Consider the following 18,773-nt stretch of genomic DNA (forward strand, 5'->3'; position numbering starts at 1 on the left):
GAGCAATGGACCCTGAAACAAGTTCAGGGTGACGGCGGTAGTTGAGGCCGGCCGCGTCCCGCTCGACTCCCTCACGCACCTGACATAGCTTGCTCTCCAGACATGGGGGGCAAGCCATGACCGACACCACGGACACCAATCTCGCGCCGGTGACCGGCACTTCGCGGATCGACGTGCTCGATATCCTGCGCGGCATCGCCATTCTCGGCATCTTCTTCATGAACATCCCCTATATGGCGGCGTCGCTTCCGGCGCTGTTCGTGGATGTGCGGCTGCTCGGCTGGACGCCGGTCGATCAGGCGAGCTGGACGGCGGTGCAGGTGCTGCTGGAAGGCACCCAGCGCGGGATGCTGCAATTGCTGTTCGGCGCAGGCATGATGGTGCTCACTGCGCGGGCGATGCAGCCCGATGGGCCGGTGGCGATCGCCGATCTCTATTTCCGCCGCAATTTGTGGCTGCTGGCGTTCGGGCTGGCCGACATCTTCCTGCTCTTCTGGGCGGGGGACATCCTCCATCTCTATGCCATCGCGGCGCTGTTCCTGTTCCCCTTCCGCAAGCTGGGCGCGCGGTGGCTGCTGGTGCTGGCGATGGGCTTTGCGCTGTTCACCGCGGTGACCGGCGGCATCCGCTATGCCGAGCGCGCCGACCTGATGCACCGCGCCGAATCCGCGCAGACGAAAGCGGCGAGCGGTGCCAAGCTCGACAAGAAGGAGACCAAGGCGGTCGAGGACTGGAAGAAGGCGATCGAGCGCCGCAAGGGCAACAGCCCCGATTTTCAGGAGATGAAGAAGCAGGAGATCAAGGGCCATAGCGGCGGCTTCCTCGACTATGCCATGCTCAATATCGGGCTGTGGTTCTTCATCGTCGCCGATGGCGGCCTGTATCTCGGCGTGATCGAGGCGTTCTGCGTGATGCTTCTCGGCATCGCCCTGTGGAAATGGGAAATCATACAGGGCGGGCGAAGCGCGCGTTTCTATGCGGTGCTGATGCTCGGCTGCTACGCCTTCGCCCTGCCGCTGCGCTGGATGGGCGCGCAGGAGATGCTGACGATGGTGCCGATCCCGCGCAGTTTCTGGGCTACGCAGGAATTCGCGCGGATCGCGGCGTCGGTCGGCCATCTCGCGCTGATCAATCTGCTGGTGAAATCGGGGGCGGGCAGGGCGATCCTGGCGCCGTTCAAGGCAGCGGGGCGCACGGCCTTCTCCCTCTATTTCATGCAGACGATCATCGGCCTGTGGATCCTGTTCGCGCCGTGGGGACCGGGGCTGTGGGGCAAGCTGAGCTGGGGCGGGATGCACAGCGTCGTGATCGCAGTGATCGCCGGCCAGGTGATCCTCGCCAATATCTGGGTGCGCTACTTCACCAGCGGTCCGCTGGAATGGGCGTGGCGCTCGCTTGCCTATGTAAAGCGCCAGCCCTTCCGCAGACGGCACGTCGAATAGTTCCGAATCGGGGCAGATAAGGGCTGGCCCCTGGCTTGTCCGCTACTGACATCCGTGTGAACGGAATATCTTCGTTAGCGTACAGGAACGATTCGAATTGCCGCAAGAAACCGACCCCCTTCGCCGCGCGATCGCGCTGGGCGAGGAGCTGATCCGAATCAGCGACGACGCCGGACAATCGCTTGCCAGCGTGCATATCCATACGGGCGTGGAGATGCTCCGCGCCCATGTGGAACGAACCGAAGCGACGGCGCTCAGCAGCTCAGCAAGTAAGCCGTAAGCAGCTCGCGCGCGCGGCGGGTGAGGCGCACCGAACGGCGGCGCGCGTCGAACCGGTCGGACTCGCGCTCGATCAGTCCGCGCTCCTCGAGGATCGCCAGCCAGCGGATGCCGGTCGACGACGGCACGCAGGCGCCGATGCACGCGTCGCTGACGCAGGTATCGATGCCGCGTTCGTGCGCGATGTAGAGATCGAGCAGGATATCCCAGGCCGGTTCGCCGAACAGATCGGCATTGGCGCCGAAAAACGGTTCGCGCGCCCGGCGCAGGTCGTACAGGGCCTGCGCGCGCTGAAGCGGCGTCAGGGTGGTTTCCATCGTAGTTTCAGGCATTTACTGTCCCCCGGATTGTCTTGGTGTGCTGCTTGATGAGCTGTTCCCTGCTTGGACGCAGGTTCGACAGTTCGAGGGGTCCCAACCGATCCCACTCCCCTTCGGGCCGGATTGAGACAAGCGGATCGAGACCGAGCCGGAGGGCGTCGTCACGAACGTCGCCCAGGTCGAACACCATCTCTCGATAATTGAAGTCGGCGAAGCGGAACGCGGGGCGATCCATCTCCTTGCCGCCGAACATGCGCCAGAAGGGCACCAGATCCTCGCGGGCATGGCCATAGGCCTTGGTAAAGCCCTTGCGCCGCGCAATCGCGCCGGCTTCGCGCACCAGGCGGAAGGCGAGGCGGGTGTGGCGGTATTCGCGGCGCACCGCCAGGCGCTCCAGTTTCACGAAGTCGCCGAAATAGCGCATCCTGATGCAACCCGCTGGATCGCCATCGACGTACCCGATGAACTGGGTCGAGCAGAAGTCGTTCCCATCGAACTCCTCTGAGTAGAGGCAGAACTGCTCGGCGAGATAGGTGGAGGAACGGATGGCGTAGATCTTCGCCATATCCTCGAAATTGCGGACCATCTTCACGGTGATGGCCGAAGGCCGGCTCTTCATCGCTTCGGGCAGGATCACCAGCAGCCAGTCGGGCGCGCCGGGATAGACTTCCTTGGCGGACATGAAGCCCAGTCCCTCGCTGACGCTGCGCGAATGATCGGTCACCGCGCGCGAGAAGAAGGGCACCGGCTCGGACGAGGCATCCTCGATGCAGCGGGCCAGCGCGGGCAGCGACTTGGCGAAGCGACCGGGAATGACCGTCAGCCAGAAATAAAGTGCCACGGGCTCCTCGCCCGGCGCGGTGATATAGGCGGGGTCGGGGTTCAGCCCGTCGAGCATCCCGGCGATCAGCCGCGTCGCGCCCAGCGCGTTGAGCGGCAGATAGGCGAAGGCCCCCGGATTGGTGCCCTCGGGCCCGTCGAAGCGCCAGAAGACATTGGGGTTGCGGTCCCAGATCCGCTTCACTGCCTCGACCGATGCGATCTCGAAATCGGTCGGCATGCTGCGCAGCAAGGCCTCGATTTCCGGCCAGGTCGCGCGCGTCCTGTTTTCGGCCAGATCCTTGAACGTTGCGATCAAGCGTTCGCCTTGTTCTGAAAAGCGAATCCGTCCAATATGGGTTGCATTGTTAAGGTTACTGTCGGTTCTCATGTGCAACTCCGCGCGTCGAGGCCGATCTGGTGGGCCGTTGGGGGGCACCATAATGGGGAGCGACAACAAACCCGCGATCCCAAGTTCGGAACACCCCGTTCCGGCATGGAACGCGCTGCGGGCGAGGGATTTTGCCAAGCGAATCCATTGGGATGACCTGAAGGCTTTCCTTTCAGTCTGCGAAAGCGGCAGCTTCCGTGCTGCGGCCACCGCTTGCGGGGTTTCGGTCAATACGCTGCGCCGCCGGGTCGAACGGTTGGAGGCACAGGCCAACACCATCCTGCTGCGCCGCGACATTAACGGTGTGACCCCGACCGAGTCCGGAAACACCCTGTTGGGCGTCGCGCGCGAGGTACAGGCCACGACCGAGCTCGATCCGGGCGACGGCAAGGTCGACGTCCTCATCAACCCCGGCGAGCTGCGCATCGGCTGCACCGAGACGCTGGGCAGCGTGTGGCTGACCCCGCGGATGATGGCGCTGCACGAGCAGCTTCCCGAGCTGACCCTTTCGTTGCAGCATAGCTATGATGCGGGCGGCGATCGCAGCCGCGAAGTAGATGTCGGCATCACCTTTTCCGAGCCGCAGAATCCCGACCTGATCCGCTCCCGGATCGGCGCGCTGCACTTCATGCTGTTCGCCAGCCAGGATTATCTGCGCAAATACGGCCAGCCCAGATCCTTCCCGGATATCCGAGACAATCACCGCTTTATCGAGCAGGCGACGCCAGGGGTGAAATCGCAGCTGGTCGATTTCTTCTTCGGCACCGCGCGGCCGGCGGGTTTCATCCCGATCCGTTCGAACTCGGCGATGTCGGTCTATTGGGCGGTGGTGAACGGCGCGGGCATCGGCGCGTTCCCCACCTATACCCGTGCGCTGAGCAAGGATCTGATCCCGCTCGACCTGCCGTTCCAGCTGCGTTTCGATCTGTGGATCTATTACCACGCCGCCGCGAAGAACGCGCCCGCGGTGCGCGCCGCGGTCGACTGGATCCGCGACGCGTTCGACGGTACCCGCTATCCGTGGTTCGCCGATGAGTTCGTCCATCCCAACGACTTCCCGGCCGGCGAACGCGAGGCGGGCGTGGTCCAGTTGTTCGAGGAACTCGCGCCTCGCGTCGTCTCGCATGACACGATCGAGAAGCAGCTGATTAATTCCGGCGGGAAATAAATGTGCGGTAACGGCGCGCAGTAGCAGCGCTTTCTTGCGCAAGCCCGTGACTGCGCGTACCGGCAGCGCTCCATCCCATATTGGAGTTTGAAATGGGCTACCGGGTCGTGGTCGCTGGCGCCACCGGCAATGTCGGGCGTGAAGTGCTGAACATCCTCGCCGAGCGCGAGTTTCCGATTGATGATCTCGCCGTCCTCGCGTCTTCGCGTTCGACCGGCGACATGGTCGATTTCGGCGAGACCGGTAAACAGTATAAAATTCAGAATATTGAGCATTTCGACCCGACAGGGTGGGACATGGCGATTTTCGCCATCGGTTCGGACGGATCGAAGGCGCATGCGCCCCGCTTCGCCGCAGCTGGCTGCACCGTGATCGACAATGCGTCGCTCTACCGCATGGACCCCGACGTTCCGCTGATCGTGCCGGAAGTGAATCCGGAAGCGATCGACGGCTACAAGGTGCGCAACATCATTGCGAACCCCAACTGCTCGACCGCGCAGCTCGTCGTGGCGCTCAAGCCGCTGCATGACGTGGCCAAGATCAAGCGCGTCGTCGTCGCGACCTACCAGTCGGTTTCCGGCGCGGGCAAGGCGGGCATGGACGAGTTGTTCGAGCAGAGCCGCAACATCTTCGTCGGCGACCCCGCCGAGCCGAAGAAGTTCACCAAGCAGATCGCGTTCAACGTGATTCCGCACATCGACAGCTTCCTCGACGATGGTTCGACCAAGGAAGAGTGGAAGATGGTGGTCGAGACCAAGAAGATCCTCGATCCCAAGATCAAGCTGAGCGCCACCTGCGTCCGCGTGCCGGTGTTCGTCGGTCATTCCGAAGCCGTGAACATCGAGTTCGAGGACGAAATCTCGGCCGAGCAGGCCAAGAATATCCTGCGCGAAGCGCCGGGCATCATGCTCGTCGACAAGCATGAGGACGGCGGATACGTCACGCCGATCGAATGCGTCGGCGAGTACGCGACTTATATCAGCCGCGTCCGCGAGGATTCGACCGTCGAGAACGGTCTGAGCCTGTGGTGCGTCAGCGACAATCTCCGCAAGGGGGCGGCGCTGAACGCGGTGCAGATCGCCGAACTGCTTGGCCGCCGCCATCTGAAGAAGGCGGACTGATACGGTGCTGGCGGGGGGATGCCGGTGCGGCGCGGTGCGATACCGCGTCGATCTGGCCTCCCCGCCGGTCACCTATTGCTGTCATTGCACCGATTGCCAGACAGTGAGCGGCGCGTCGTTCGCGCTGCAACTGCCCGTTTCGATCGACGGATTCGAGATCGAGGGCGATCTGGCCCAAGCCACTATCGTGACGCCGAGCGGCGCGAACAGCACCCATTTCTACTGCGCGGCCTGTCTGGTCCGCATCTACAACATCAATGATCGTCGCCCGGGCTTCGGCGTGGTGCGCGCCGGCACGCTCGACGACAGCGCCGGGCTGGTTCCGCGTGCCCATATCTATGTCCGCTCGAAACAGCCGTGGATCGCCTTGCCGGACGGGGTGCCGGCATATGACGAAGTGCCGCCGCTCGACCAATGGTACCGGCTGCTCGCTTCCACCTGAGCGGGCGCGAAAGGCCCGCAGCGGCCGGCCTGAAATCGCGCTAGACTGAGGGCGAATCGAGGGGTTTGCCGATGTTTTTCAGTATGATCGCCGCCATGTCGCTTTCCACCGGGCAATGTCCGGTCGAGCGCGCACACTACGCGCTTCGTACGATGCCCGGCGTGACGGCGCGGTTCCTCCGGGTTTCCGTCACCGAAGACTGGCCGGTCGGGCTGGCGCTTCGCATGGATTTCGCGGCGACCGGGCGAAGCTATTGGTGGCTGCCCTGGAACGGCGGTACCAATGGACATCAGAACCTCGCCTCGACGCCGGATCCCGCGACGCCGGGCTGGCGGCCGATGGCGGTCAGGCCGCTGGGCGATATCGAATGGATCACCGCCGATGCGGATTATGCGGTGCTCGAGGCGGTCCCGCGGCACGGCGACGACGCTCCGGCGCATTTCCTGATCCCCAATCTGCGCCGGGCAATGTGGTACCGCACGCCTCAGGACCGCCGGGAAGGCACCACGAAGCAGTTCTTCGATCTCGTTCGCTGCGATCCGCCCGCCTGACGGCGGTGCGGCGGAACTCTCCTAGTGCCCCGCCGCCGACGGATCACTTTCGATCCGTCCCTTCGGCCGCTGGAGCAGCACCACGAGCGGGATCGCAGCGACGGTGATGATCGCCATCAGCCAGAAGTCGTTGAGATAGGCAATCATTGCAGCCTGCCGGTTGACCTCGGCATTGGCCATCGCCAGCACCGCCTGACCGCTGCCGCCCAGCATGTTGAGCAGGCCCGGATCGAAGGTCGACAGCGCTTCGGACGAGACGTGCGGCGCCAGATCTGCATGACTGGTCTGGATGCTGCGCGCCAGCACCGTCGTGACCACCGAAATGCCCACCGACGCGCCGATGCTGCGCGACAGGTTCATCAGGCTCGATCCCTCGGTGCGCTGGTGCGGGGCGAGTGTTGCGAACGCCATGCCCTGTAGCGGGGTGAACACCAGCCCCATGCCGACGCCCTGCACGAAACCCGAAATGATGAAATGTGACGATCCCATCATCAGCGTCCACTGGGTCATCTGCCACAGCGACAAGCCGGCGATCGCGAAGCCGATCGCCACCAGCCAGCGAGGATCGACCCCGCGCTGGAGCATCTGCGCGACCACCGCCATGGTCAGCACCACGCCGATGCCGCGCGGCATCAGCAACAGGCCGGTGTCGAGCACCGAATAGCCATAGAGCGACTGGAGCATCGGCGGCAGCAGCGCCATCGTCGCCATCATCACCACGCCCATCACCGCCATGAAGCCCACCGCGGTCATCAGATTGCGGTTCTTCCACAGGCTGCGTTCGAACATCGGCTGCTTCGCGGTGAACATGTGGATCGTGAACATCCACAGGGCGATGCCCATCACCAGTGCCTCGATCCAGATTTCGGTCGATCCGAACCAGTCCTCGCCCTGACCGCGATCGAGCATCAGCTGCATCGCCGCGAGCCCGATCGAGAGCAGGGTGAAGCCGAAAATGTCGAAGGTTCGCTTGCGGATCGGCCGGCTGGGCAGCAGGAACCATAGCAGGGCGATGCAGATCACGCCCAGCGGCAGATTGACGAAGAACACCCAGCGCCAGTCGAAATTCTCGGTCAGCCAGCCGCCGATGACGGGGCCGAGGATCGGGCCGACCATGATGCCCATGCCCCAGATCGCCATCGCCTTGCCCTGCCGTTCCGGCGGGTTGATATCGAGCAGCACGGTCTGGCTCAGCGGGTTCATGAACGCCGCCGACACCCCCTGAAGGATGCGGAAGGCGACCATCTCCTCCAGATTCTGCGCGGCGCCGCACATGGCGGACGCGATAACGAAGCCGACGACCGCAAGCAGGAACAGGTTGCGCGATCCGATCCGGTCGGACAACCAGCCGGTAGCCGGCATCGCGATGGCGGATGCGACGATATAGCTGGTCAGCACCCAGGTAATGGTGTCGTTGGTGGCCCCGAGCTGCGGCGTCATGTGCGGCAGCGCGACGTTGGCGATCGTCGTGTCGAGGATCTGCATGATCGTCGCGAGCATCACGCCCAGCGTCAGCAGGCCGCGCCGGTTTACCGGAAGCGCGGCGACCCCGGCGGCGGGAGCGGCCGGGACTGCGGATGGGTTAGCGGCGGCACTGGCCATTGGCGCAACTCGAAAAGGGTAACGTCACCCCCGCGCGGGGCGGGCCGCCCTCCGGCTCGGGAGGGGGAGGCTTGGCAGGCGGGCGACACCTGCCCCGGCGGGGATGACGACAGGGTGGGATCGGGTGCGGATCACCGCACGTCGACCGTCACCTTGGCGGAGAGGCCGGCGATCATCGGTCGCGGGCTGGTTTCGTCGAACACGATGCGAACGGGCACGCGCTGGGTCACCTTCACCCAGTTGCCGTTGGCGTTCTGCGCCGGCAGCACCGAATTTTCGGAGCCGGTCAGCGCGCCGATCGACGCGACATGGCCCTTCAGGCGCAGGCCGGGATAGGCGTCGAACGTTACGTAAGCGGTCTGGCCCACGCGCATCTTGTTGAGGTCGGTTTCCTTGAAATTGGCTTCGATCCATGCCGGGCGGCCACCGACGATGGTCACGCCGGGCAGGCCGGTCATCAGCATCTGGCCGACCTGCAGCCGGTCCGCCTGGCTGACGATGCCGCTGGTCGGCGCACGAACGGTGGTGCGCGACAGATCGAGCAGCGCCTTGGAACGCTGGACGCGCGCGGCGGCGATCGCCGGGTTCTCGCCGGGCAACTGCGAACCGGTGCCGATCTTGGCGCGGGCCTCGGCAGCATCGGCATTGGCGCGCGACAGGCCGGCGCGGGCCTGTTCCAGCGCATGCTCGGCTTGTTCCAGCCGGGCGCGAGTCGTGAAGCCGCTCTTCATCAGCTCGTTCTGGCGGGCATAATCCTGCTGCGCTGCGGTCAGCCGGTCGCGGGCTGCCTCGATATCGGAACCGGTGCCCTGATAGCTGGTCTCCAGCGTGGTCAGCTGCACCTGCGCCCCGGCGATCGACGCGTCAGCCTGCGCCAGTGCGATGCGATAGGGTTCGGGGTCGATGCGGAAGAGGATGTCGCCCGCTTTGACCTGCTGGTTCTCGCGGACATTCACTTCGACGATGCGGCCGGCCACGTCGGACGAGACCGAGACCTTGTCCTGCTGGACATAGGCATTGTCGGTCGAGACGGTCCCGCCCGAAGTCAGCCAGAACCAGCCTCCGATCGCCAGTATCAGCGCGGGCACGCCGAACATCAGCAGCGGGCGCAGCCATTTGCGCTTCGGCTTTTCGGCGGGGATGGGGGATTCGGTCACGATCTCAAGGGTTTCCGGCTCCACGATGATGGCCTCCACCTTCTTCGGATCGATCTTGGGGTCTGCGTCAGCCATTGGCGGTCTCGTTCATGTCGGTCGTGGTGCGGGCAAGGTTGGCCCGAACCTTGGCGAGTGTTGCGGTCAATTGTTCGCGCTCGGCGTCGTCGATGCCGTCCAGCGCCTCTTCGTTCAGGGCATCACCCAGCTCGCGCAGCTGCGCGACCATCGGATGCGAGGCCGGGGTCAGGTAGATCAGCCAGGCGCGGCGATCGGCGGGATCGCGGCGGCGTTCGACCAGACCGGCTTCCTCCAGCCGGTCGACCATGCGGCACAAGGTGATCGGTTCGACGTCGAGCAGTTCGGCCAGCGTGCCCTGATTGCTTCCCTCGTTGCGCGAGAGCACGAACAGCGTCTGCCACTGGGCGCGAGTCACGCCGATGGCGCGGGCACGCGCGTCGAATGCGCGGCGCATCACATGCGACAGGTCCTTCAGCACAAATCCAAGCGTCTCGGTCATACGCAGCATATAATAAGTATAGTTATAAATTGCAATATGCAATGCAGTTGCGTTGTGCGGTGCAGCAATTGCGGCTCGCGCAACCGGCGAAAATGCGTTTGCGCCGCACTTTCGCGACCCTGCGAGAACGGAAAGCGATGGTCGACACCGCCGCACCGGACCGCTACCGGTGCCGCCGATATCAAGGCGCTAAGGATCGAAACCCGTGGCGAAATACCCCACCGAAACCCATCATTTCAGCAGCTTCGACGGCACTCAGCTGGCGTGGCACGAGATGAGCGCAGGGGGAGCTGACGCCCGGCCGGTGGTGCTGATCCACGGCTATTTCTCCAATGCCTTCGTCAACTGGATCCGCTACGGCCATGCCGAGAAGATCGCCGATGCCGGCTTCCGGGTGATCATGCCCGATCTGCGGGGGCATGGCGAAAGCGCGAAACCGCACGACGCGGCTTCCTATCCGCCGGACGTGCTGATGCGCGACGGACTTGCGCTGATTGGGCATCTCGGTCTGACCGACTATGATCTCGGCGGCTATTCGCTGGGCGGGCGCACCACGGTGCGGATGCTGGCCAATGGCGTGACGCCTCGCCGCGTGGTGATCTCCGGCATGGGCCTGCGCGGGCTGACCGATACGCAGGGGCGGGGGACCTATTTCCGCCGGGTGCTGACCAATCTCGGCAGCTTCGAGCGCGGGACGCCCGAATGGCTGACCGAGGCGTTCCTGAACACCACCAAGGGCGATCCCGAAGCGCTGCTGCGCATCCTCGATACCTTCGTCGATACGCCGCGCGAGGAAGTGGCGGCGATTGCGCAGCCAACCGTGGTGATCTCCGGCGTCGAGGACGACGATAACGGCCCCGCGCACGAGCTGTCGGACCTGTTGCCTGACGGCAAGCTGGTCGAAATTCCCGGCAATCACATGAGCGCGGTCACGCGGCGCGAGCTGGGCGAGGTGATCGCGGACTTCCTGTCGGCTTGACCCCGGACAGGGTGGCGCGCATCGTCCGCGCCATCCATGAATGTCCGAGGTCAAACCATGATCCGCTCCGGTATCTCCCTGTTCGCGCTCGCCGCGCTCCTTGTCGCACCCACCCAGCTCGGCGCTCAGACCGCGCCCAAGGGTAAGGCCAAAACTACCAAACCGGCCCCCGCCCCGGCGCTTACCGCAGCCGATGCCGACGCCTTTGTCGCGAAGGCGCAGGCCGAATATTATTCGTTCAACCTGATTGCCAACCGTGTCGCCTGGATCAACGCGAACTTCATCACCGACGATACCGACGCGCTCTCCGCCGAATATGGTGCACGCGGCACCGAGATGGCGGTCCGCTTCGCGCTCGAGGCCGCGCGCTACAACGACGTGCCCGGCCTGTCGCCCGATACGAAGCGGATGCTCGATTTCCTGCGCAACGCGATCGTTCTGCCCGCGCCGACGCGCGAAGGGGCGGCGACGCAACTCGCCGATCTCTCGACCCGCATCGGTTCGCTCTACGGCAAGGGCAAGGGCACGCTGCGCGGCCAGCCGATCAGCGGCAGCGATATCGAAGCCGAGATGGGCACCAACCGCAATCCGGCCGAGCTGCAGGAGATGTGGGTCAGCTGGCACGACAATGTCGGCGCGCCGATGCGCGGGGACTATGCGAAGATCGTCGGCCTCGCCAACGAAGGCTCGAAGGAGCTGGGCTTCGCGGATGCGGGCGCGATGTGGCGCTCCAACTACGACATGTCGCCCGAGGAGTTTGCCAAGCTGGTCGACAAGCTCTGGGTCGAGGTGAAGCCGCTCTACGAAGCGCTGCACACCTACACCCGCAACAAGCTCAACCAGAAATATGGCGACGCGGTCCAGTCGAAGAGCGGACCGATCCGCGCCGACCTGCTCGGCAATATGTGGGCGCAGGAATGGGGCAATATCTACGATATCGTCGCGCCGCCGGGATCGGGCGACCTCGGCTATGACGTGGGCGAGCTGCTCCAGGCCAAGGGCTACGACCATATCAAGATGGTGAAGGCGGGCGAGAATTTCTATTCGTCGCTCGGCCTCGATCCGCTGCCCGATACCTTCTGGACCCGTTCGCTGTTCCTCAAGCCGGCCGACCGCGAAGTGCAGTGCCACGCCTCGGCCTGGGACCTCGATGACAAGGACGATCTGCGCATCAAGATGTGCATCAAGGTGAATTCGGACGACTTCGTCACGATCCACCATGAGCTTGGCCACAATTATTACCAGCGCGCCTACAAGGATCAGCCCTTCCTCTACCGCAACGGCGCGAATGACGGCTTCCACGAAGCGATCGGCGATTTCGTCGCGCTGTCGATCACGCCGGACTATCTCGTCCAGATCGGGCTGCTCGATCAGGCGAAGGTGCCAAGCGCCGATAAGGATACCGGCCTGCTGCTGCGTCAGGCGATGGACAAGGTCGCGTTCCTGCCATTCGGCCTGCTGATGGACAAATGGCGCTGGGGCGTCTTCTCGGGCCAGGTCAAGCCCGAGCACTACCAGTCGGCGTGGAACGCGCTGCGGCTTCAGTATCAGGGCGTCGCCCCGCCGGTGCCGCGCGGCGAGGACAAGTTCGATCCGGGCGCGAAGTACCACATCCCGAACAACGTGCCCTATATGCGCTACTTCCTGGCGCGCATCCTCCAGTTCCAGTTCTACAAGGCGGCCTGCGATCAGGCCGGATGGAAGGGTCCGCTCCATCGCTGCTCCTTCTATGGCAACAAGGAAGTCGGCGCGCGGTTGAACGCGATGCTCCGGATGGGCGCGTCGAAGCCTTGGCCCGATGCGCTGGAGGCCTTCACCGGCACCCGCGAGATTTCGGGCGTGGCGCTGATCGAATATTTCGCGCCGCTCAAGAAATGGCTCGACGAGCAGAACAAGGGTCAGCCTTCCGGCTGGTAAGGCAAGACATCCGCCCCTGTTCGCGTTAGCAATGGCGCGAACAGGGGAGGGATGAATGTTCGTCAGGTTGATGGTTGTGCTGGCGCTGATGTTGCCGGCAGTTGCGTTGGCGCAGACCGGCGACAAGTCGGTTCGGGTCGAGATCGTCGCCACCGGGACGGTCGAAGTGCCTGCGACCTCCTATAAGGTCACGCTGAACTGGACCTCGACCGGCGACAACGAAGTGGAGGCACGCGGGAAGCAGGAGCAGAACAGGGCGGCGGTCCGCGCGGCCGTCGCGAAGGCGGGTCTTCCTGCCAATACCCTGGTCCTCGTACCGGTGCGATCCGGCGAGATCGCTTTCCCCGTCATCGTGACCGACGCTTCGGACAGCGCGGGCGAACCGGACCGCAAGAGTTATGGGGACCGGGGCGTGCTGCGTCTGACCAGCCTCGATCAGCTTGAATCGCTCGAAGCATCGCTCGAGAAGCTCGACGTCACTTTCGGCAGGCCCATCGCCGAGGCCGGCGATCCGGCGTCGCTGCGCCGGCAGGCCAAGAGCAAGGCAGTCGGTGTGGCTCGCGAGGATGCGCTGGCCTATGCCGCCACGCTGGGCATGCGCAATGTCCGGATCGTGCGGATCAGCGAGAAGATCGACGGCATGCTGCCCTTCGGCATGCAGGACAAGTTTGGGGAGATGATGTCCGGGGGGGCGGAAGCATTGCGGACGATGTTCGACAATGACAGCCCCGGCACCGTTCGGGTTGTGGCCGGAGTCCTTGTCGAGTTCGTGATCGAACCCTGAGGCGCGGAGCTTACTGGCCCAGCCACTCCCGGGCTTCGATCAGCGAACGGAATACGCCGACGCGGGGGTGGAACAGCGTGCGTTCGGCCTGAAGCTTGTTGAGCTGGCTGCCCACCACCACCGCCGAGCGGCCGGTCGTCAGCGGCATGCCGCGCTGCATGACGCCGGTCAGCAGATCGGCGACGTCGTTTGCCTGAACCGGGAAGTCCAACGATTCCACGAGCACGTCGAAGTCGCCGGAGACCGCGCTGGCTTCGCGGACCTTGGCCTCCACCGCCGCGGCGAAAGGTGGAACGTCGTGCGGTTCCCAGAAACCTGCCACGACGATCCGCACCAGATTGGCGCGGCGATCATATTCGACCTCGAACATCCGGTCAGCACCTCACGCAACCACATCATACGCGTCGCCCCGGCCGGGCCGTGGCGACGCCTTCCCGTGGCACGGGTGCGGAACGATCGCGAGTGCTATTCCTGGCTGGAAACAGAAAATTGCCAGCCGGGAACGGCGATTCACCGGAAGGGGGGTTCGTTGAAGGCGCGCAGCTTGCGGCTGTGGAGCTTGGCGCCTTCGCGGCGGAGCTCTTCCATCGTTTCGATGCCGATCTTGAGATGCTCGGCGATGGCGCGTTCGTAGAAGCGGTTGGCCTGGCCGGGCAGCTTGAGCTCGCCGTGGAGCGGCTTGTCCGACACGCAGAGCAGGGTGCCGTAGGGCACGCGGAACCGGTAGCCCTGTGCCGCCAGCGTCGCACTCTCCATGTCCACGCCGACAGCGCGGCTCAGCGAGAAGCGGAGCGCCGAGGCCGAGTAGCGAAGCTCCCAGTTGCGATCGTCGGTGGTGACGATCGTGCCGGTGCGCAGCCGCTGCTTGAGCTCATTCTCGCTCTGGCCGGAGACGGTCGCCGCGGCCTTGACCAGCGCCAGCTGGACTTCGGCGATGGCGGGGATGGGGATCTCCGGCGGCAGGACGTCGTCCATGATATGATCGTCGCGCAGATAGGCGTGGGCGAGGACATAGTCGCCGATCCGCTGGCTGGGACGCAGGCCGCCGCAATGGCCGATCATGATCCACGCCTCTGGGCGCAGCACCGCGAGGTGATCGGTGATCGTCTTCGCGTTGGACGGGCCGACGCCGATATTCACCAGCGTGATGCCGGTATTGCCCGGCGCCATCAGGTGATAGGCGGGCATCTGGTGACGGCGCCATGCGCTGTCGCTGATCAGCCGGTCCTTGTCCGCCGCGTTCTCGATCACGATCCCGCCCGCGCCCGAGACGCCGGTGAAGCGGCTTTCCGGGCCGAGCTGCTCGCACGCCCAATGGACGAACTCGTCGACATAGCGGTGATAGTTGGTGAACAGGATGTACTGCTGGACATGCTCGACCGGCGTGCCGGTATAGTGGCGCAGGCGAGCCAGCGAGAAATCGGTGCGCAGGCCGTCGAAAAAGGCGAGCGGGCGGACCGGATTGTCCACGTCGACGCGCCACAGGCCGTCGGCGATCTCGTCGCCGATATGCGCCAGCTCGGTCGCCGGGAAGTGGCGGGCCAGTTCGGTCGCCGAGACCTGATCGAGATTGAGCGCCAGGCTGGCGTCGAGGACGTAGGGGAAAGGGATTTCCTGCGTGCCGGGATGAGCATCGACCTCGACGTCGAAATCCTCGATCAGGAAGGTCAGCTGTTCGACCAGATAGTCGTTGAACATTGCCGGCTTGGTGACGCTGATGCGGTAATCGCCCGGATCGACCAGGCGCCCGAACGAGCGAGGCGGGGCGGGGCGATCATTGCCGCCGCGATAGATGATGCGGATCTCCGGATATGCGAACGAGCCGTCGGTGCGGCTCTTGGGATCGGGCGGGGTGCCGTCCTGCATATAACGGGTAAGGGCGGCCTGGAGTCGCTCGACGGAGCCGCGATAGAGCCGATCCAATTCGGCTACGATGTTTTCTGCTTGTGTCATCTTATGCGGCTAATGCCGGAAAATGACTCTGGCAAGACCGTGACCCGCGCGTCAGCCTGCGAAGACGCTGTTCCGGTTGACACGGTTGACACCAATAATGCGGAAATTCCTTCCTCCTCATGCAACGGGCGATCCGCGCAGAAACACGCGGACCGCCCGAGCAGAGCAGCGCAAATCCTACATTGCAACCCGGCGGGCCGGGCGGGCAGGATGCTTATTTCTTCGCGTCGTCGTCTCCGCCGACCAGCTGGCTGATGCCGTAAGCAGCAGCACCCACCGCGGCGACCGCACCGGCCGCGATCGCGGCGGCGGCTACCGGATTTTCCTTCGCGGCTTCGACCGTGGACTCGAACGCGTCGCCAATGGCTTCCTGTGCGCTCTCGAGTGCGGCCTGAGCCTGTTCGAGGAACGACTTGGGCTCTTCAGCGGCAGGCGTGACGGCGGTTTCGTTCGCCGGGGTATCGGTGACCATGATGCAATCCCTTTCAGAAACAGGCCGGAGATCAACTCCGGCCCGTGGGTGCAGTTCCGTCGATCAGAGCGTTTCGAGCATATGTTCGGCCGAGCTGACCTTGAATTCGCCCGGACCCTCGACATTGAGCTGCTCGACGACGCCGTCGTTGACCACCATCGAGAAGCGCTGGCCGCGCGTGCCCATGCCGAACTTGGTGAAATCGGCGTCGAGGCCGATCGCCTTGGGGAATGCGGCATTGCCGTCGGCGAGCATGGTCACCTTGCCGTCGACTTCGGCCGACTTGCCCCATGCGCCCATCACGAACGCGTCATTGGCGGCGGTGCACGCAATCTCGTCGATGCCCTTTGCCTTCAGATCATCGGCCTTTTCGACGAAGCCCGGCAGGTGCTTGGCCGAGCAGGTGGGGGTGAAGGCGCCCGGGACCGAGAAAAGCGCGACCTTGCGGCCTGCGAAGAAATTGTCCGACTCGACCGGCTCGGGGCCATCGGCCGTCACCTTGGTGAAGGTGGTGTTGGGAACGCGATCGCCTACGCTGATGGTCATCGGAACTCTCCTTGTTGGTTCCCGTCCCCAATCGGCATCCTGCGTGACATTTTCAAGCGTGGCGGAGCCGAAACGACGCAGATATGTTGTGAGTGCATGGAGTCGACCCCCTTTCTTACCGGACAGTTCCTGCTGGCGATGCCCGGCATTGGCGATCCGCGCTTCGAACGCGCGGTGATCGCGATGTGCGCGCATGACGATGAAGGTGCCCTTGGCATCGGCATCGGCGAGACGATCGATGGCCTGGGCCTGCACGATCTGTTCAAGCAATTCGAGATCGAGCCGGGATCGGCGCCCGACGTGGCGGTGCATTTCGGCGGGCCGGTGGAGCCACGGCGGGGCTTCGTGATCCATTCGACCGACTGGAGCGGGCAGGACACGATCGACGTGGCGGGCCGCTGGGCGCTGTCGGGCACGATCGACATATTGCGCGCCATCGCCGAGGGGAGCGGCCCGAGCGAATGGATCGTCGCGCTGGGCTATGCCGGCTGGGGCGAAGGACAGCTCGACGACGAGATGGGCCGGCACGGCTGGTTCAACACCGATGGCGAAGTCGGGCTGATCTACGACGTCGATGCCGACGATCGCTGGGAAATGGGGTTCGCCGCCGCCGGGATCGATCCGCGCATGCTGGCGAACAGCGCGGGCACTGCCTGAATCAGGCCGCGCGCGGTCCGAACAGAATCAGGCACGCACCCACGAGGCAGATCGCCGATCCGGCCATATCCCAGCGATCGGGCCGCATTCCCTCCGCCAGCCACAGCCACAGCAGCGACATGGCGATATAGACGCCGCCATAGGCTGCATAGGCGCGCCCGGCCGCTTCGCTGGGCACCAGGGTCAGCAGCCATGCGAACGCAGCGAGCGACAATATGCCCGGCACGAGCCAGAAAGGCGATCTGTCCATCCGCAGCCACATCCAGAAGGTGAAGCAGCCGAAGATCTCGGTGAGCGCCGCAGCAAGATAGAGGATCGGTGTGAGCATCGCGCGGCGTTAGGGCTTCGCGCGACGGCTGCAGTCGGTGGCGCCCACCTTGCCCGGAGCGGCTTCGATGCGGGGGCGGGTTTCGCGGCCTCTGATGTCGATGCAGGTCCAGCTTCCGCCCGCGTAAAAGCTGTGCTCGCCATCGCTTTCGCTGGTGCAGCCGAAACAGACCACCGCGCGGCCATGCTCGAAGGGGAACGCGCCGTCGAACCGTGCAGGGATCGCCAGCGCCAGCCGACGGTTCACGTAGCCGATCTTCCCGTCGCGGGGAGAGCGGGCGCGGTCGTTGTGGAATTCGTCGGGGGAATTGTCGAACGCCATCACCGGCGCGGACACGCCGTCGCGGCGGACATAATACCAGCCCCGGACATCGACTTCGGCCATTCCGGTCTTCGTGCTGAAGGTCAGGTCGCGGAACCGGGTGGGGTCGAGGCGGATGCCGCCATCGCCGGTTCGCGCCGCGCAATTGCGGGCGACGACGATCTCCTTCTCCGCACGCGACGTGTAGATGCAGTCGAGCGGATAGGCGTCTTGCCCAAAGCCGGCCAGCGCGAGGATCAGGGCAATCGGATGCATCGCGCCAGACTGGCATATCCGCGAGCACCGCGATAGCGGAACGGCATGACCCATCTGCTCGATCGTCCCGTGTGGAATGCGCTGACCTCGCGCCAGTCCGATCTGGCCGAGGGCGACGCGCGGGCGTGGCGGCTGGCGGAGGATTATGGCGTATTCGTCGCCGCGCGCGATGCTTCGCCCGAATGTCAGGCGGCGATGGCGGCGCTGGTCCCGGCCGATGGCGAGCTTTGGACGGTGGATGCGCAGGAAACGGCGCCGCCGCCGGGTGCGGTGATGACGCGGCAGGTGCTGCTGGCGCAGATGACCGCCGATGCGCTGACTCCCACCGATCCGCCCGCATTCGAGATCGCCCCGCTGGGCGATGGCGATGCCGGTGAGATGTTCGTGCTCGCACGGCTGACGCAGCCGGGGCCGTATAATGTGCGCACGCACCGGCTGGGCGCGTTCGTGGGTGTGAAGGTGGACGGCCGGCTGGTCGCGATGGCGGGCGAGCGGCTGCGCGTACCGGGCTTCACCGAAGTGAGCGGGGTCTGCACCCATCCCGATCATCGCGGGCGCGGCTATGCCGGGGCGCTGATGCGGACGGTGGCCGGGCGCGTCCTCGAACGTGGCGAGACGCCGTTCCTGCACAGCTATGCCGCCAATGCGGGGGCGATCGCGCTGTACGAAGCGCTGGGCTTTCGCTGGCGCCAGCATATCTGGTCGGCGATCCTGCGGCGCGGTTGAGGCCGGGGCGCTCGCCCTCTAGGCTC

The 18,773-nt window shown here is 64.8% G+C and carries 22 protein-coding genes; 11 read left to right on the top strand and 11 right to left on the bottom strand.

Annotation, left to right across the window (positions count from 1 at the left end; all coding sequences use genetic code 11):
* Positions 1 to 116 precede the first annotated feature (116 nt).
* Both HHL13_RS02625 and HHL13_RS02630 read left to right on the top strand, forming a co-directional pair.
* Positions 117 to 1,442, top strand: coding sequence for a DUF418 domain-containing protein (locus HHL13_RS02625; protein WP_169554210.1), 1,326 nt, complete (start codon positions 117 to 119; stop codon positions 1,440 to 1,442).
* A gap of 97 nt (positions 1,443 to 1,539) precedes the next feature.
* On the top strand, positions 1,540 to 1,722 hold the full coding sequence (locus HHL13_RS02630; protein ID WP_169554211.1) for a hypothetical protein: 183 nt from the start codon (positions 1,540 to 1,542) through the stop codon (positions 1,720 to 1,722).
* On the opposite strand, the gene HHL13_RS02635 is transcribed toward HHL13_RS02630, so the two are convergent.
* Together HHL13_RS02635 and HHL13_RS22370 are read right to left on the bottom strand one after the other, a co-directional pair.
* Positions 1,697 to 2,053, bottom strand: a complete 357-nt coding sequence (locus HHL13_RS02635) for a transcriptional regulator (RefSeq protein ID WP_240953602.1) — start codon at positions 2,051 to 2,053, stop codon at positions 1,697 to 1,699. The two genes, HHL13_RS02630 and HHL13_RS02635, sit on opposite strands and share 26 nt — an antisense overlap.
* Positions 2,046 to 3,179 (bottom strand): GNAT family N-acetyltransferase, encoded by a 1,134-nt coding sequence (locus HHL13_RS22370; RefSeq protein WP_206376823.1) that lies wholly within the window; start codon positions 3,177 to 3,179, stop codon positions 2,046 to 2,048. Before HHL13_RS22370 ends, HHL13_RS02635 begins: the two co-directional genes overlap by 8 nt.
* Before the next feature lie 124 nt (positions 3,180 to 3,303).
* Here HHL13_RS22370 and HHL13_RS02645 point away from each other — a divergent pair, with 124 nt between their 5' ends.
* The 4 genes from HHL13_RS02645 (at position 3,304) to HHL13_RS02660 (ending at position 6,533) form a co-directional block, all read left to right on the top strand.
* Entirely contained in the window at positions 3,304 to 4,419 is a 1,116-nt protein-coding gene (locus HHL13_RS02645; protein ID WP_169554212.1) for a LysR family transcriptional regulator, read from the top strand.
* 92 nt (positions 4,420 to 4,511) lie between these two features.
* Complete coding sequence (locus HHL13_RS02650) at positions 4,512 to 5,540, top strand: aspartate-semialdehyde dehydrogenase (RefSeq protein WP_169554213.1); 1,029 nt, start codon at positions 4,512 to 4,514, stop codon at positions 5,538 to 5,540.
* 4 nt (positions 5,541 to 5,544) lie between these two features.
* On the top strand, positions 5,545 to 5,982 hold the full coding sequence (locus tag HHL13_RS02655; RefSeq protein ID WP_169554214.1) for a GFA family protein: 438 nt from the start codon (positions 5,545 to 5,547) through the stop codon (positions 5,980 to 5,982).
* A gap of 71 nt (positions 5,983 to 6,053) precedes the next feature.
* Positions 6,054 to 6,533, top strand: a complete 480-nt coding sequence (locus HHL13_RS02660; RefSeq protein WP_169554215.1) for a hypothetical protein — start codon at positions 6,054 to 6,056, stop codon at positions 6,531 to 6,533.
* 21 nt (positions 6,534 to 6,554) lie between these two features.
* On the opposite strand, the gene HHL13_RS02665 is transcribed toward HHL13_RS02660, so the two are convergent.
* From HHL13_RS02665 to HHL13_RS02675, 3 genes are all read right to left on the bottom strand, one after another.
* Complete coding sequence (locus tag HHL13_RS02665) at positions 6,555 to 8,135, bottom strand: DHA2 family efflux MFS transporter permease subunit (RefSeq protein ID WP_169554216.1); 1,581 nt, start codon at positions 8,133 to 8,135, stop codon at positions 6,555 to 6,557.
* A 131-nt stretch (positions 8,136 to 8,266) separates the two neighbouring features.
* A complete protein-coding gene (locus tag HHL13_RS02670) occupies positions 8,267 to 9,367 on the bottom strand; it encodes an HlyD family secretion protein (RefSeq protein WP_169554217.1) in 1,101 nt (366 codons plus the stop codon).
* Positions 9,360 to 9,809, bottom strand: coding sequence for a MarR family winged helix-turn-helix transcriptional regulator (locus tag HHL13_RS02675; RefSeq protein ID WP_206376824.1), 450 nt, complete (start codon positions 9,807 to 9,809; stop codon positions 9,360 to 9,362). The genes HHL13_RS02670 and HHL13_RS02675 overlap by 8 nt, the downstream gene beginning before the upstream one ends.
* A gap of 274 nt (positions 9,810 to 10,083) precedes the next feature.
* On the opposite strand from HHL13_RS02675, the gene HHL13_RS02680 reads away from it, so the two are divergent.
* From HHL13_RS02680 to HHL13_RS02690, 3 genes are read left to right on the top strand one after another with little or no spacing between them, the layout of a single operon-like run.
* On the top strand, positions 10,084 to 10,788 hold the full coding sequence (locus HHL13_RS02680; RefSeq protein ID WP_169556736.1) for an alpha/beta fold hydrolase: 705 nt from the start codon (positions 10,084 to 10,086) through the stop codon (positions 10,786 to 10,788).
* Between the two features lie 57 nt (positions 10,789 to 10,845).
* A complete protein-coding gene (locus tag HHL13_RS02685) occupies positions 10,846 to 12,705 on the top strand; it encodes a M2 family metallopeptidase (protein ID WP_169554218.1) in 1,860 nt (619 codons plus the stop codon).
* 55 nt (positions 12,706 to 12,760) lie between these two features.
* Positions 12,761 to 13,489, top strand: a complete 729-nt coding sequence (locus HHL13_RS02690) for an SIMPL domain-containing protein (RefSeq protein ID WP_169554219.1) — start codon at positions 12,761 to 12,763, stop codon at positions 13,487 to 13,489.
* 10 nt (positions 13,490 to 13,499) lie between these two features.
* Here HHL13_RS02690 and HHL13_RS02695 read toward each other — a convergent pair whose 3' ends face one another.
* The 4 genes from HHL13_RS02695 to HHL13_RS02710 form a co-directional block, all read right to left on the bottom strand.
* Positions 13,500 to 13,859, bottom strand: coding sequence for a hypothetical protein (locus HHL13_RS02695; RefSeq protein ID WP_169554220.1), 360 nt, complete (start codon positions 13,857 to 13,859; stop codon positions 13,500 to 13,502).
* Between the two features lie 140 nt (positions 13,860 to 13,999).
* On the bottom strand, positions 14,000 to 15,442 hold the full coding sequence (locus tag HHL13_RS02700) for an AMP nucleosidase (RefSeq protein WP_169554221.1): 1,443 nt from the start codon (positions 15,440 to 15,442) through the stop codon (positions 14,000 to 14,002).
* Positions 15,443 to 15,656: 214 nt separating this feature from the next.
* Complete coding sequence (locus HHL13_RS02705) at positions 15,657 to 15,914, bottom strand: hypothetical protein (RefSeq protein WP_169554222.1); 258 nt, start codon at positions 15,912 to 15,914, stop codon at positions 15,657 to 15,659.
* Between the two features lie 63 nt (positions 15,915 to 15,977).
* Positions 15,978 to 16,460: a peroxiredoxin gene (locus tag HHL13_RS02710; RefSeq protein WP_169554223.1), complete on the bottom strand. Its 483-nt coding sequence runs from the start codon at positions 16,458 to 16,460 to the stop codon at positions 15,978 to 15,980.
* A gap of 96 nt (positions 16,461 to 16,556) precedes the next feature.
* Here HHL13_RS02710 and HHL13_RS02715 point away from each other — a divergent pair, with 96 nt between their 5' ends.
* A complete protein-coding gene (locus HHL13_RS02715) occupies positions 16,557 to 17,117 on the top strand; it encodes a YqgE/AlgH family protein (protein WP_169554224.1) in 561 nt (186 codons plus the stop codon).
* A 1-nt stretch (position 17,118) separates the two neighbouring features.
* Here the strand turns inward: HHL13_RS02715 and HHL13_RS02720 are convergent, their stop codons facing one another.
* Positions 17,119 to 17,445: a YnfA family protein gene (locus HHL13_RS02720; RefSeq protein ID WP_169554225.1), complete on the bottom strand. Its 327-nt coding sequence runs from the start codon at positions 17,443 to 17,445 to the stop codon at positions 17,119 to 17,121.
* Positions 17,446 to 17,454: 9 nt separating this feature from the next.
* A complete protein-coding gene (locus tag HHL13_RS02725) occupies positions 17,455 to 18,021 on the bottom strand; it encodes a WG repeat-containing protein (RefSeq protein ID WP_169554226.1) in 567 nt (188 codons plus the stop codon).
* Between the two features lie 45 nt (positions 18,022 to 18,066).
* Here HHL13_RS02725 and HHL13_RS02730 point away from each other — a divergent pair, with 45 nt between their 5' ends.
* The gene (locus tag HHL13_RS02730; protein ID WP_169554227.1) at positions 18,067 to 18,747 is read left to right on the top strand and encodes a GNAT family N-acetyltransferase; all 681 of its coding nucleotides are present in this window, start codon (positions 18,067 to 18,069) and stop codon (positions 18,745 to 18,747) included.
* Positions 18,748 to 18,773: the final 26 nt, after the last annotated feature.

This window comes from Sphingomonas sp. G-3-2-10 (genome assembly GCF_012927115.1).
Lineage (GTDB): Bacteria > Pseudomonadota > Alphaproteobacteria > Sphingomonadales > Sphingomonadaceae > Sphingomonas.